This window comes from Pseudomonas syringae pv. coryli str. NCPPB 4273, assembly GCF_000972175.1.
GTDB classification, from domain to species: domain Bacteria; phylum Pseudomonadota; class Gammaproteobacteria; order Pseudomonadales; family Pseudomonadaceae; genus Aquipseudomonas; species Aquipseudomonas syringae.
On the sequence record NZ_AWQP01000002.1, the window covers coordinates 1 to 13476 of the forward strand.

Here is a 13476-nt window from a genome sequence, read left to right on the forward strand (position 1 = left end):
GGGGCGAAAAGGTGACCTGAGCCGAACCCCAATCCACCTGAAAAAGAAAAACCGCCGTGTGACGCAGAGCGTCACGAACTGCATTCCCACGCGGAGCGTGAGGAACGATAGTCATCAGGCTCCGGGCCGGACCCCAACCCCAATTCACCTGATGTCGCAGAACAGTCAACGACACCCAGTCAGCCCTGATCCTCGATCGGATAACGGCTGTCATTCAGACTTTCCTTGATCTTGCGCAAATGCGGCTGAAAATCGACGCCGCGGCGCAACGTCATACCCGTGGCCAGCACATCGAGCACCGTCAACTGAATGATCCGCGACGTCATCGGCATATAAATATCCGTATCTTCCGGCAGAGGAATGTTCAGACTCACCGTACTGGCCTGGGCCAGCGGCGAACCGGCTGCTGTCAGGCCCAGCACCGACGCGCCGTTGGCCCGCGCGATACGCGCCACCTCCACCAGCTCACGGGTACGCCCCGTATACGAAATGATCACAAACAACTCGCCGGTATGCGCCACCGACGCAATCATCCGTTGCATCAGCACATCGGCATGCGCCGTCACCGCCAGATTGAAACGGAAGAATTTATGCTGCGCATCCAGAGCCACCGGCGCCGAAGCACCCAGCCCGAAAAAATGGATCTGCCGCGCCTGGATGAGCATGTCCACAGACTTGCTGATCAAGGCCGGGTCCAGTTGCTGGCAGGCGCTGTCCAGTGACGCGATGGCACTGCCGAAAATCTTCTGGGTATAGGCCTCCGGATTATCATCCGCTTCCACCGCACGGCTGACATAAGCCGCGCCGCTGGCCAGGCTCTGGGCCAGTTGCAGCTTCAATTCCGGATAGCCGCTGACACTGAACGAACGGCAGAAGCGATTGACCGTCGGCTCGCTGACCTTGGCGGCCTGGGCAAGCGCTGCAATGCTCAGCCGCGTGGCCATCTGCGGGTTGAGCAGGATGACCTCGGCCACTTTACGTTCGGCCTTGTTCAGCTCGTCGAGTCGGCCCTGGATTTGCTCCAGGAGGTTTCTTACGCGGTCCATTCAAAGTCCTTGTCGGGGCTGATTTACCAACGGTTTTGTCTCGGGCTTTTATTAGCCCTTTAGCCTGTAGCAAAGGTGGCCTATCGTACTGAGGGCCTGTGTTGATCACCACTGGAATATGCTTTCAGGCAGAATGTTGTGGTTATTACTACATATGGCCTTGAGTAACGCCTTTAAAAAAGGTATTTGTAGCCTAACTTGATAAAAGAACCAACATTATGCCCTTGATTACGGTTGAACCGTGCACATTTGCCCTGTTTGGTGCCCTGGGGGACCTGGCGGTACGCAAGCTGTTCCCGGCTCTTTATCAGCTTGATCGCGCTGGACTGCTGCATGAAGACACGAAAATTCTTGCCCTGGCGCGTGAGCCAGGCGACGAAGAGTCGCATCTGGCGTACATCGAAAAATCCATGCGCCGCTTCATTCCCGAGACGGAACTGGAGCCGGACAACCTGGGCCGCTTTCTGGCGCGCCTCAGCTATCTGCATGTCGACTTCCTCAAGGCCGAGGACTACGTCGCCCTTGCCGAGCGCGTCGGCAATGCCGAAACCCTGATCGCCTATTTCGCCACACCGGCCTCGGTCTACGGCGCTATCTGCGAGAACCTGGCGTCGGTAAATCTCGCCGAGCGCACGCGTGCCGTTCTGGAAAAACCCATCGGCCACGACCTGGCCTCTTCGCGCCGGGTCAATGACGCCGTCGCGCAGTTTTTCCCGGAAAACCGCGTTTATCGCATCGACCACTATCTGGGCAAGGACACGGTACAGAACCTCATCGCTCTGCGCTTCGCTAACAGCCTGTTCGAAACCCAATGGAACCAGAACCATATTTCCCACGTGGAGATCACGGTGGCCGAGAAGGTCGGCATCGAGGGCCGTTGGGGCTACTTCGATCAGGCCGGCCAGTTGCGTGACATGATCCAGAACCACCTGCTGCAACTACTCTGCCTGATTGCCATGGACCCGCCAAGCGACCTGTCGGCCGACAGTATCCGTGACGAGAAGGTCAAGGTGCTCAAGGCATTGGCGCCGTTCACTCCGGAGCGTCTGGCGACCCAGGTGGTGCGCGGCCAGTACACCTCTGGCTACAGCGAAGGCAAGGCGGTGCCTGGCTATCTGGAGGAAGAAAACTCCAATACCCAGAGCGATACCGAAACCTTCGTCGCGTTGCGTGCCGACATCCGCAACTGGCGCTGGTCGGGTACGCCGTTCTATCTGCGCACTGGCAAACGCATGCCGCAGAAGCTGTCGCAGATCGTGATCCATTTCAAAGAGCCGCCGCACTACATCTTCGCGCCTGAACAGCGTTTGCAGATCAGCAACCGCCTGATCATCCGCCTGCAGCCTGACGAAGGCATTTCCTTGCAGGTGATGACCAAGGATCAGGGCCTGGACAAGGGCATGCAGCTGCGCAGCGGTCCCTTGCAACTGAATTTTTCCGACACCTACCGCAGCGCTCGTGTCCCCGACGCTTATGAGCGGTTGTTGCTGGAAGTCATGCGTGGCAATCAGAACCTGTTTGTCCGCAAAGATGAGATCGAGTACGCCTGGCAATGGTGCGATCAGTTGATCGCTGGCTGGAAGAAGGCGGGCGACGCGCCCAAGCCTTACCCGGCCGGAACCTGGGGGCCAATGAGCTCCATTGCCCTGATTACTCGCGACGGGAGATCCTGGTATGGCGACATGTGACCTCAAGCTGCCGGCAGGGCTGGTAGCACACGATTTCGACACAGCGCATCAACTGGCCGATGCACTGGCTGCAAATGTCGCCGAGCGCCTGAAACAGGCGATCAGCGAGAACGGTCTGGCGACGCTGGTGGTGTCCGGTGGACGCAGCCCGGTCGCCTTCTTCCAGCGTCTGGCGGCACAGCCGCTGGAGTGGTCGAAGGTCGTGATCAGTCTGGCGGACGAGCGCTTCGTGCCGACCGAACACGCCGACAGCAATGCCGGCCTGCTGCAGCGCCACTTGCTGCAGGGGCCTGTGGCGAAGGCGAAGTTTCTCGGCCTGTACAGCGTGGCGGGCAGCGTCGAGGAAGCCGCACAGGCTGCCGATCAGGCACTGGCCGAGCTGCCACCCATCGATGTACTGATTCTGGGCATGGGCGACGACGGTCATACCGCATCGCTGTTCCCCAACAGCCCGAATCTGAGCGAAGCCCTTGACCTGCAAGGCGAGCGCCGCTGCCTGCCCATGCTCGCACCGAGCGTGCCGCACCAGCGCCTGACCCTGACCCGCCGCCTGTTGGCGTCGGCACGTTCGCCGATTCTGTCGGTGTCCGGTCAGGCCAAACTCGACACCCTGCGCACCGCGCTGGCAGGCGATGACCTCGCCGAGATGCCGGTACGTGCCTTTCTCAACCCGTCTCTCGAGATTTACTGGTGCCCATAAGCTCCGATAAGCCCCACAAACAAAGGAACCGTCGCCATGACACAGAATGAAAATAATCAGCCGCTGACCAGCATGGCGAACAAGATTGTCCAGATCGACGAACTCTGCGCCAAGGCGAAGATTCTGCCGGTAATTACCATCGCCCGTGACCAGGACGTACTGCCGCTGGCCGATGCACTGGCCGCTGGCGGCATGACTGCGCTGGAAGTGACCCTGCGCTCGGCGTTCGGTTTGAGCGCCATTCGTATCCTGCGTGAACAGCGCCCCGAGTTATGTGTGGGCGCAGGGACGATCCTGGACCGCAAGATGCTGGCTGACGCTGAAGCGGCCGGTTCGCAGTTCATCGTCACTCCCGGCAGCACGCAAGACCTGCTGCAAGCCGCGGTCGACAGCCCCTTGCCATTGTTGCCGGGTATCAGCAGTGCCTCGGAAATCATGATCGGTTACGCCATGGGCTATCGCCGCTTCAAGCTGTTTCCGGCTGAGATCAGTGGTGGTGTGGCAGCGATCAAAGCGCTGGGCGGGCCGTTCAACGAGGTGCGTTTCTGCCCAACGGGTGGCGTCAACGAGCAGAACCTCAAGAGCTACATGGCCCTGCCCAACGTCATGTGCGTGGGCGGCACCTGGATGATCGATAACGCCTGGGTCAAGAATGGCGACTGGGGGCGTATCCAGGAAGCGACTGCGCAGGCAATGGCGCTGTTTGACTGATTTTCAGGATTTCGGAGTCAGCCCCTGCGGCTGATTCCGACAAGGAAGTTGTTGTTGGTTGTATGGCTTTTCGGTGCTCCCTGGTCCGGAGCACCGTTTTTTTCTCTCCGGACCGTCTCTTCGTTTACCCCTTGTCCTTGAACGACTGACGCGGACGTGTGCGCAGCGGGTCCAATAGCGCGCCAAGGCCGTTGTGATCGATTTCCTGCATCAGCGCCAACAGACCGCCCAGCTCTCCTTTGGGAAAGCCTTCCCGGGCAAACCAGTTCAGATAATGCCCCGGTAAATCAGCGATCAGCCGACCCTTGTATTTGCCGAACGGCATTTCTTGTGTCACCAGCAGCTTGAGTTTTTCCGGATTCATCCGCGATACGCCTGTGTTTCTGTTTCGGTCAGTACGATACGTGCATTCTGCATGCAGGCCAAACCGCCGATCATGCAGAAGTCACGAACGGTTAAATGTGAAAATTTCGTAAGATATTGATATTAAACAATTATTTTCATATCAGAAACTGGCACGGTGTCTGCAATTACCTATACATCGAACACTTTCGTATCAACCTGCCATTAGGAAATTATCAAATGACTGATATCAACAAAGAAACGATCTCTATCCTGAATGACCTGATCGAAACCAGCAAAGACGGTGAAGAAGGTTTCCGTACCAGCGCAGAACACGCAAAAAGCGCCCAGGTAAAATCGTTCCTTGCAAACCGCTCTACTGAAGTAGCTGCAGCCGTCCGTGAACTGCAAACTCAAGTAACCGCACTGGGTGGCAAGCCTGAAGATTCTTCCAGCGTATCTGGCGCACTGCACCGCGCATGGGTCAACCTGAAGTCGATGGTTACTTCGGACGACGACAAGGCCGTTCTGGAAGAAGTTGAAAAAGGCGAAGACGTTGCCAAGAAGGCTTATCGCGAAGCGCTGGAAAAAGCCCATGCCAAGAACGCTTCCCCTAACGTTATCGCGCTGATTGAAAAGCAGCAGGCTGGCGTTCTTGCCAACCACGACAAGGTAAAAGCACTGCGTGACGCAGCACGTGCAGCCCACGCCGCATCGTAACTCGATACGTCAGCGGTAACCAAAAAAACGCCAGCCAGTCTGGCGTTTTTTTATGCCCGAACGCAGCCGGTCAGACCTGGTCTGTCACCTTTCTGGCAACCGAGCTGCGGTACTCGACCCGGTTACGCCCATTGTCCTTGGCCTGATACAGTGCCTTGTCGGCCACGCCGAAAAATGCCTCCAGTTTGTCTCCCTGGCGAACGACCTCCGAAGCGACCCCGATGCTCACGGTGATGGGATGTTCGGCATTCCTGAACAACGGCAGTGACTCCGCGGCCTTGCGGATTTTTTCCGCGATCAGCATGGCGCCCGGCAAATCTGTTTCCGGCAGCACCACCACGAACTCTTCGCCGCCATAGCGCGCAATCCGGTCGCCCGGACGGCGGATGCAATATGAGATGGTCTGCGCAATCAGACGCAGCGCCTCGTCCCCGCCCTGATGGCCATGACGCTCATTGAATGCCTTGAAATGGTCTACATCGATCATCAGCAATGACAGCTGCTTGCCAGAGCGTTGCGCTCGCGCCCATTCGGTTTCCATGGCTTCATCGAGCTGGCGGCGGTTATCGAGTCCGGTCAGCCCATCTGTCGCGGCCAGGCTGGCCAGCGCATCCTCGGCACGGTGGCGTCTTCGCAGTTCGCGACACAGCAGCCAGGTCAGCCACAGAATGCCCAGGCACAAAACGCTGGTGGCCGAGCCGACCAGCCAGGCATTGCGCCGCCAGACGGCATACACCTCATCCTCGGACTGCCCGATGACGACGATCAGCGGCAGGTTGCCGACTCGGGAGAAGGTATACAGCCGACGAGCGTTCAACTGCGTCGACATCGCCGCAAAGCTGCCATCGCCTTCCTTAAGGATGCGCTGAAAGTTGGGGCTGTTGCTGTAATCCTTGCCGATCAATTCCTGGCCTTCCATTTCCGGGTAACGAACGATCAGAATGCCCGAGGTATTGATCAGGTTGATGCTGCTTTCACTGCCCAGGTTCTGGCTCATGAACAGGTGCTTGAAATACACCAGGCGCATCTCCGCGCTCACGATCCCCATGAACTCGCCATTGGGGCCTGATAGGCGACGGCTGAAACTGATGCACCAATCCTTGTAGCCCCAGCGAGTCTTGTACGGCGCGCTGACATGTAGCGTCAAAGAGCGGTCTGTTGCATGGTCCTTGAAATAGGCGCGGTCAGCGAAGTTGTCATGTCGAGGGGTGACAGACAAAGAATCAGCCACTATTTTGCCGCGGTTATCGAGTAGTACCAGGTCGCCCTTGTAAGAGGCGGCAGTGGCGCGATCGAACAGAACAAGTTGGCGCAGCTCAGGTGACAATTGCTGGAGGTCCGGACGCTGCCAGGCGTTGATCATGCCCTGTAGGGAAGAGTCGTAAAGTTCGGCGTTACGCATGACGTCGGCATCGATCAACCGCACGATATTGGACGCTGCACGTGCCGCTGTCTGTGCCGCGTCGTCGCGCTCCTGGGCCAGTAAAGACGCGACAATCGCCAGAATGGCGAGCATTGAAACCGAGCTGCCAATAATCAATATCAGCTCCGGACGGGTCCATTTGAGCCGGGCTTGCCGAGAAAACGCAAACACCATCATCGGTTGTTCTACCTGCAGACGAATGATTCTTGATAATCGGTTAATAAAATTATCAGTTAGGTGGGGAACTTATTGATGCGTGTATAACACGCTCCTTATAGCCTCATATGAAGGGAATGTGAATAAAGCAAGTGTATTTGAAATGCTGCGAACAGGCGCACATTGAGGGCCGTGAAAATGGTCAGTGTAGTCAGTATTTTCAGGTGTCAACGAGGCAACTGGATGCCGAAGGTATTGGCGCCCTTGGCGCTGTTCACGAACACGGTGCCGCCATGCATCAAGGCAATCGCCTTGACGATGGCCAGCCCCAGGCCGTGATTGGCGCCGCTGTTACTGCGTGAGGCATCCACCCGATAAAAGCGCTCGAACAGTCTGGGTAAATGTTCCTGAGCGATTTGTACGCCCGGATTGGTCACGCTGACAGTGACATGGGCATCGCGGGATTCGATGTTGACTTCAATGACTTCGCCAGCGCGAGTGTGCTGAACGGCGTTATGCAACAGATTGATCAGCGCGCGGCGCAAGTGGGGTTTTTCAATCGGCGCTCTGGCGTCGCCGTTGACGCGGACTTGCACGTGCGCGTCTTCCAGAATGAAGTCCAGGTAATCCAGCGTCGTAGCGACTTCTTCAGCCAGTGAGGTGCAGGTCTGTGCCTTGACCTTGGTGCCCTGATCGGCGCTGGCCAGAAACAGCATGTCGTTGATGATCGAGCGCAGGCGCTCCAGCTCTTCGAGGTTCGACTGCAACACCTCGAAATAATGCTCGGCAGAGCGGCCGCGGGTCAGCGCCACCTGGGTCTGACCGATCAGGTTGGTCAGCGGTGAACGAAGCTCGTGCGCCACATCCGCATTGAACGACTCCAGCCTCGAGTAGGCTTGCTCCACGCGTTCCAGCGTGGAGTTGAACGAGGCGACGAATTGTTCGAGTTCCGGCGGCAGCGGCGACAGCTGCAAGCGTCCGGACAGCCGCGGCGGGGCGAGCTTCTGGACTTCCTGCGAGAGGCTGGTCAGCGGTCGCAGGCCGATTCGCGCGGCCCAGTAGCCCAGCGCCGACGCCAGCAGAATGCCCAGCGTGGCGAGGCTGATCAAGGCGACCAGCAGCGAGTGCTGCGTGTGCCAGAACGTCTCGGTGTCGATGGCGGTCAGAAAGCGCAGTGCCGGACGCTGTTCCTTGGCGGGAAACTCGCTGACCAGCACTTTGAACGAAAACGGGTGATCCGCCAGTTTCAGGTCGTGCATGCCCAGCGGCCCCTGCGCAAAACGGCGAATGTCAGCGCCAGGGTCGCCGAACTCGTAGAGCGGATTATCACTCACCACCCAGAAGCGCAGGCGTTTATCCTCTTCGCTGAGCAAGGTGAGCTTGGTCTTGATCTTGCCCCAGTGCTCCGGGTTGCCGAAACGATTGACCGCCGATTCCAGCACGCTGTAGCGCGCATCCACTTCCGCGCGGGGCAGCAAGTCGAGGCTCTTGTCGACCTGCAGGTACAGGGCCCAGCCGATCAGCAGGAAGACCACCAGTGCCACCAGCGCGAACAGTCCGCTCAGGCGCAGGGCAATCGAATCAACCCGCACTGCGGTTCTCCAGCACATAGCCCATGCCGCGAATGGTGTGCAGCAGCTTGTGTTCGTGAGGGCCATCGAGCTTGGCCCGCAAGCGCTTGATCGCGACTTCGACCACATTGGTATCGCTGTCGAAGTTGATGTCCCAGACCATCTCGGCGATGGACGTCTTGGAGAGAATGTCGCCCTGACGCCGGGCCAGCACGCTGAGCAGCGAAAACTCCTTGGCGGTCAGGTCCAGGCGCAGTCCGGCGCGGGTCGCCTTGCGGCTGATCAGGTCTATCCACAGGTCGGCGATGGTGATCTGCACCGGTTCGTGGCCACCGCTGCGCCGGGTCAGGGCCTGCAGGCGGGCGACCAGTTCCAGAAAGGAAAACGGTTTGCCCAGGTAATCATCCGCGCCTTCGCGCAGGCCGCGAATGCGGTCGTCGACCTGCTCGCGCGCGGTCAGCATGATCACGGGCGTCTGTTTGCGTGCGCGCAACGCACGCAATACACCAAAACCATCCAGACCCGGCAGCATCACGTCGAGAATCACGATCGCATGGTCATTCTCCAGCGCCAGGTGCAGGCCCTCGATCCCGTCGCGCGCCACGTCCACGGCATAGCCCTGTTCGGTCAGGCCGCGACGCAGGTAATCGGCGGTTTTTTCTTCGTCTTCGATAATCAGCACGCGCATCGGGCGACTCTCACTTGTGCAGGGCCAGCGCCGGTGCGTCGGGCGCCGGGTGACGTCGATGAAACAGCCGCTCCAGTTGCAGATAAATGACCGGCGTGGTGAACAACGTGAGCATCTGGCTCACCAGCAGGCCGCCGACCACGGCAATGCCCAGCGGCTGACGCAACTCGGAACCGACGCCGAAACCGAGCATCAGCGGCAGCGCGCCGAGCAGCGCGGCGAGGGTGGTCATGATAATCGGTCGGAAGCGGGTGATGCAGGCCTCATAAATGGCTTCGTGGGGCGTGAGGCCCTGCTCGCGCTGTGCCTGCAGGGCAAAGTCCACCAGCAGAATACCGTTCTTTTTGACGATACCGATCAGCAGCACCACGCCGATCAAAGCCATGATCGAGAAGTCCTGGCCCATCATCCACAGCAGCAACAGTGCGCCGATACCTGCCGAGGGCAGGGTGGAGATGATGGTCAGCGGGTGCACGAAGCTTTCATAGAGCACACCCAGAATGATGTACACCGCCACCAGCGCCGCAAGGATCAGCCAGGGCTGGTTGGCCAGCGAACTCTGGAACGCCTGCGCTGCGCCCTGGAAGCTGCCGATGATCGAGGCGGGCATGCCGATTTCGTTCTTGGCCTGATCGAGCATGCGCACAGCATCGCCCAACGCGACCCCGGGTGCCAGGTTGAACGACAGGTTCGCCGCCGGGAACATGCCGTCATGGCTGATCGATAATGGGCCCATGCGCGGCGCACTGACTTTGGCCAGCGCCGACAGCGGCACCATTTCGCTGGTCAGTGGTGAGCGCAGGTAGAAGTACGCCAGGCTTTCAGCCTTGCCGCGCTGCTGGGCATCCAGTTCAAGGATCACCTTGTACTGGTTGACTTCCGTCTGATACTCGCTGATCTGCCGCTGGCCAAACGCGTCGTACAGCGCCTGGTCGACATCGGCGGTGGTCAGGCCGAAGCGCGCAGCAGCACTGCGGTCGATGTCGATGTGCGTGACGCTGCCGCCCAGTTGCAAGTCGTTGGACATGTCACGAAACGCCGGGTTGCTGCGCAGTTTTTCAGTCAGCCGTTGCGTCCAGGTGTTGAGCAATTCGCCGTCGTTGCTCTTGAGCACGTACTGGTACTGACTGCGGCTCGGCCCGGAACTGAGGTTGATGTCCTGGCCGGCGCGCAGATACAGAACGATGCCCGGGACCTTGGCCAGTTTGGGGCGCAGGCGGTCGATGAACTCACTGACCGACACATCGCGTTCGGCGCGTGGCTTGAGCGAGATCCAGAAGCGGCCGTTGGCGATGGTCTGGTTGCTGCCCGAAACACCGACCGAATGCGAGAACGCCAGCACCGCAGGGTCCGCGCCGACGATCTTTGCCAGCTCCAGGTGTTTTTCCACCATGTCCGGGTAGGAGATGTCGGCAGCCGCCTCGGTCGTCCCGAGTGCAAAAGCGGTGTCCTGAACCGGAAAGAAGCCTTTGGGTATGAGGATGTAACCGACCACTGCCAGCGCCAGGGTCAGGCCGAACACGCCAAGCATCAGCCGCTGATGGGCCAGGGCCTTGCGCAAGCCACGCTCGTAGGAGGCGAGCAGGCGTTCACCGAACCCCGGTTTCTGATGCGGGTGATGGGTGGGCGCGCGCATGAACAGGGCGGCCAGGGTCGGCGCGAGGGTCAGGGAAACGACCACCGAAATAAGAATGGTCGCGGTTGCGGTCAGTGCGAATTCCTTGAACAGCCTCCCGACCACGCCGCCCATGAACAACAGCGGAATGAACGCCGCCACCAGCGAGAAACTGATCGACACCACGGTAAAGCCGATTTCCCCGGAGCCCTTTATCGCGGCTTCACGCATGCCCTGGCCGGCTTCGAGGTGACGGTGGATGTTCTCGACCACCACGATGGCGTCGTCCACCACGAAACCGACCGCGACCACGATGGCCACCAGTGTCAGGTTGTTCAGGCTGAAGCCGAACAGGTACATCATCGCAAAGCTGGCAATCAGCGAGACCCCGAGTACCGCACTGACGATCAGGGTGGCTGACAGTTGGCGCAGGAACAGCGCCATGACCGCGACCACCAGCAGCACCGCGATCATCAGGGTCAGTTCCACTTCATGCAGCGAGGCACGGATGGTACGCGTCCGGTCATTGAGTACCGAGACATCGACACTGGCCGGGAGCATTTCCTGCAGGCGTGGCAGTTCACGCTGGATACGGTCCACGGTGTCGACAATGTTGGCGCCCGGCTGGCGGAAGATGGCGATGTTGACGCCTTGCTGATCGCCGGACCACGCCTTGACGTAGGCGTTTTCCGAGCCCGCGACTACCCGTGCCACATCCTTGAGCTGGACGGGTGCGCCGTTCTTGTAGGAAACAATCAGTTGCGCGTAGTCCTGCGGCTTGAACAACTGGTCGTTGGAGGACAGGGTCGAAATACTGTCCTTGCCGTACAGGGCACCCTTGGCCAGGTTCAGGCTGGTCTGCTGCACCGCCAAGCGAATGTCCGCCAGGGTCAGCCCCAGCGCAGCCAGTTTCTCGGGGGCGGCCTGGACACGAATCGCCGGACGCTGCTGACCGGTGATGTATACCTGGCCCACCCCTTCGATCTGGCTGAGCTGGCGCGCCAGAATAGTTTCGGTGACGTCGCTCAGTTCTGTGCCGGGGATCAGGCTGGAACTCACGCTGAGAATCAGCACCGGGCTGTCGGCCGGGTTGACCTTGCGCCACGTCGGCAGGTTGGGCAGGTCGGCCGGCAGGCGTCCGGCTGCGGTATTGATGGCGGCCTGGACTTCCTGGGCCGCAGTGTCGATGCTTTTGTTGAGGGTGAACTGCAGGGTCAGGTTGGTGGAGCCCAGTGCGCTGCTGGAGGTCATCTGGGTCATGCCCGGTATCGCGCTGAACTGCACTTCCAGTGGCGTGGCAACCGAAGACGCCATGGTCTCGGGGCTGGCGCCGGGGAGCTGTGCGGTGACCTGAATGGTCGGGAATTCCGCTTCCGGCAACGGCGCGATCGGCAGTCTCGGAAAGGCAATGACCCCCAGCAGTACCAATGCGAAGGTCAACAACAAGGTGGCCACCGGGTGGTCGATGCACCACGCCGACACCGAGCCCCGGCCGTTCATCGTGCGGGCTCCACTTGCGCGCTGGCGACATCCGCAGCAGGCGCGGTGATCACTTCGACCGTGGCTCCCGGGCGTAGCCGCGACTGGCCGTCGCTGACCAGTACATCGCCAGCACGTGGTCCGCTGATCAGTGTCTGCTCGCTGTCCTGATAGAGCACTTTGACGGGTACGACTTCCACCTTGTTGTCGGCAGTGAGCCGATAGACGAAGTGCAGGTCAACGCCGCGCTGCACCACTTGTGGCGGCACTTTCAGCGAGTTGAGTTCGATACCGGTCTGGATCTTCACGGTCACCAGTTGCCCTGGCCAGAGTTGCTCGCCAGGGTTTTTGAATTGAGCCTTGGCGCGGATCGTACCGGTGCTTGCCGACACCTGATTGTCGATCAATGAAAGCGTGCCTTCACCCAGCAGCAGGCCGTTGGCCGCGCCGTCGCCCTGATACGCCTTGACGGCCGCTGCGTTGCGCTCGGCAATCAGCCCCTGCAGGGTGGGCAACATCTGTTGCGGCAGGGAAAACTCCACGGCAATCGGGTCGATCTGGGTCACTGAAAACAGCCCGGCAGTATCGCTGACGCGCAGGAAGTTGCCTTCATCGACATTGCGAATACCGACCCGTCCCGTCACCGGCGAGCGAATCTGAGTGTAGGACAACTGCACCTGTGAGGCGTTGATGCTCGCTTCGTTGCCTTTCGCCGTGGCTTCGAGCTGCCTGACCAGTGCCTGTTGCTGATCGAACGTCTGTCGCGAGATGCCATTTTCCTGGGTGAGCTGGCGATAGCGCTTGAGGTCCAGTTGCGCGACGTCCAGCTGCGCCTTGCTCTGCGCCAACTGGGCACGCGCCTGTTCCAGCGCAGCCCGGATAGAGCGGTCATCCAGCGTTGCCAGCAGGTCCCCGGCCTTGACCTGCTGACCTTCCTTGACCAGCACGCGCGTCAGCACTCCATCCACCTGGGGGCGGATCACGACGCTTTGCAGCGACAGCACCGATCCGATCCCTGTGACGAAACGCGGCACGTCCTCAAGGCTGACCGTGATCACTTTGACGGGCACGGCGGCAGCGGCATGTTTGGGGACTGTGGCCGGGCGTGTCAGTTTCCAGCCGGCAATCGCCGCACAGGCGATCACCAGGACGACGGCGGTGACGGTCAGGGTCTTTCTGCGCATATGAAGAAAACGCCAAATGTCAGTACGGGAGAGATGTTTTTTACAGCTTCCTTATAGCCTGCAAACCCGGTCAACAGAATGACTTTCAGCTGTCAGGTTTGTCAGAAAGCCTCCAGCGGGTGTGGCGTGCAGTCAAGAAAAGTCGGAATTGGA

At 59.7% G+C, this 13476-nt stretch carries 11 protein-coding genes; 4 read left to right on the forward strand and 7 right to left on the reverse strand.

What is annotated here, in order from left to right; translation table 11 throughout:
- Positions 1–179 precede the first annotated feature (179 nt).
- Complete coding sequence (locus tag P406_RS00410) at positions 180–1046, reverse strand: MurR/RpiR family transcriptional regulator (protein ID WP_002552324.1); 867 nt, start codon at positions 1044–1046, stop codon at positions 180–182.
- Positions 1047–1264: 218 nt separating this feature from the next.
- Here P406_RS00410 and zwf point away from each other — a divergent pair, with 218 nt between their 5' ends.
- From zwf to P406_RS00425, 3 genes are read left to right on the forward strand one after another with little or no spacing between them, the layout of a single operon-like run.
- Positions 1265–2734 carry a glucose-6-phosphate dehydrogenase gene (gene zwf, locus P406_RS00415; protein ID WP_003408964.1) on the forward strand — a complete coding sequence of 490 codons (1470 nt, stop codon included), beginning with the start codon at positions 1265–1267 and terminating at the stop codon, positions 2732–2734.
- Complete coding sequence (gene pgl, locus P406_RS00420) at positions 2721–3434, forward strand: 6-phosphogluconolactonase (protein ID WP_046234996.1); 714 nt, start codon at positions 2721–2723, stop codon at positions 3432–3434. Before zwf ends, pgl begins: the two co-directional genes overlap by 14 nt.
- A gap of 36 nt (positions 3435–3470) precedes the next feature.
- On the forward strand, positions 3471–4145 hold the full coding sequence (locus P406_RS00425; RefSeq protein ID WP_046234997.1) for a bifunctional 4-hydroxy-2-oxoglutarate aldolase/2-dehydro-3-deoxy-phosphogluconate aldolase: 675 nt from the start codon (positions 3471–3473) through the stop codon (positions 4143–4145).
- 124 nt (positions 4146–4269) lie between these two features.
- Here P406_RS00425 and P406_RS00430 read toward each other — a convergent pair whose 3' ends face one another.
- Positions 4270–4509 (reverse strand): DUF3820 family protein, encoded by a 240-nt coding sequence (locus tag P406_RS00430; protein WP_003341842.1) that lies wholly within the window; start codon positions 4507–4509, stop codon positions 4270–4272.
- Positions 4510–4727: 218 nt separating this feature from the next.
- On the opposite strand from P406_RS00430, the gene P406_RS00435 reads away from it, so the two are divergent.
- A complete protein-coding gene (locus tag P406_RS00435) occupies positions 4728–5207 on the forward strand; it encodes a PA2169 family four-helix-bundle protein (RefSeq protein WP_046234998.1) in 480 nt (159 codons plus the stop codon).
- A 70-nt stretch (positions 5208–5277) separates the two neighbouring features.
- Here P406_RS00435 and P406_RS00440 read toward each other — a convergent pair whose 3' ends face one another.
- From P406_RS00440 to P406_RS00460, 5 genes are all read right to left on the reverse strand, one after another.
- A complete protein-coding gene (locus P406_RS00440; protein WP_046234999.1) occupies positions 5278–6807 on the reverse strand; it encodes a sensor domain-containing diguanylate cyclase in 1530 nt (509 codons plus the stop codon).
- Positions 6808–7013: 206 nt separating this feature from the next.
- Positions 7014–8378 (reverse strand): heavy metal sensor histidine kinase, encoded by a 1365-nt coding sequence (locus P406_RS00445; RefSeq protein ID WP_082100655.1) that lies wholly within the window; start codon positions 8376–8378, stop codon positions 7014–7016.
- The gene (locus P406_RS00450) at positions 8368–9045 is read right to left on the reverse strand and encodes a heavy metal response regulator transcription factor (protein WP_003314062.1); all 678 of its coding nucleotides are present in this window, start codon (positions 9043–9045) and stop codon (positions 8368–8370) included. The genes P406_RS00445 and P406_RS00450 overlap by 11 nt, the downstream gene beginning before the upstream one ends.
- A 10-nt stretch (positions 9046–9055) precedes the next feature.
- On the reverse strand, positions 9056–12160 hold the full coding sequence (locus P406_RS00455) for a multidrug efflux RND transporter permease subunit (RefSeq protein WP_046235001.1): 3105 nt from the start codon (positions 12158–12160) through the stop codon (positions 9056–9058).
- The gene (locus P406_RS00460) at positions 12157–13323 is read right to left on the reverse strand and encodes an efflux RND transporter periplasmic adaptor subunit (RefSeq protein ID WP_046235002.1); all 1167 of its coding nucleotides are present in this window, start codon (positions 13321–13323) and stop codon (positions 12157–12159) included. Before P406_RS00460 ends, P406_RS00455 begins: the two co-directional genes overlap by 4 nt.
- Positions 13324–13476: the final 153 nt, after the last annotated feature.

Coding starts and splice junctions, on each gene's coding strand:
- P406_RS00425 (WP_046234997.1), top strand. CDS start 3,471: ATGACACAGAATGAAAATAATCAGCCGCTGACCAGCATGGCGAACAAG.
- pgl (WP_046234996.1), top strand. CDS start 2,721: ATGGCGACATGTGACCTCAAGCTGCCGGCAGGGCTGGTAGCACACGAT.
- zwf (WP_003408964.1), top strand. CDS start 1,265: ATGCCCTTGATTACGGTTGAACCGTGCACATTTGCCCTGTTTGGTGCC.
- P406_RS00450 (WP_003314062.1), bottom strand. CDS start 9,045: ATGCGCGTGCTGATTATCGAAGACGAAGAAAAAACCGCCGATTACCTG.
- P406_RS00410 (WP_002552324.1), bottom strand. CDS start 1,046: ATGGACCGCGTAAGAAACCTCCTGGAGCAAATCCAGGGCCGACTCGAC.
- P406_RS00430 (WP_003341842.1), bottom strand. CDS start 4,509: ATGAATCCGGAAAAACTCAAGCTGCTGGTGACACAAGAAATGCCGTTC.
- P406_RS00455 (WP_046235001.1), bottom strand. CDS start 12,160: ATGAACGGCCGGGGCTCGGTGTCGGCGTGGTGCATCGACCACCCGGTG.
- P406_RS00435 (WP_046234998.1), top strand. CDS start 4,728: ATGACTGATATCAACAAAGAAACGATCTCTATCCTGAATGACCTGATC.
- P406_RS00440 (WP_046234999.1), bottom strand. CDS start 6,807: ATGATGGTGTTTGCGTTTTCTCGGCAAGCCCGGCTCAAATGGACCCGT.
- P406_RS00460 (WP_046235002.1), bottom strand. CDS start 13,323: ATGCGCAGAAAGACCCTGACCGTCACCGCCGTCGTCCTGGTGATCGCC.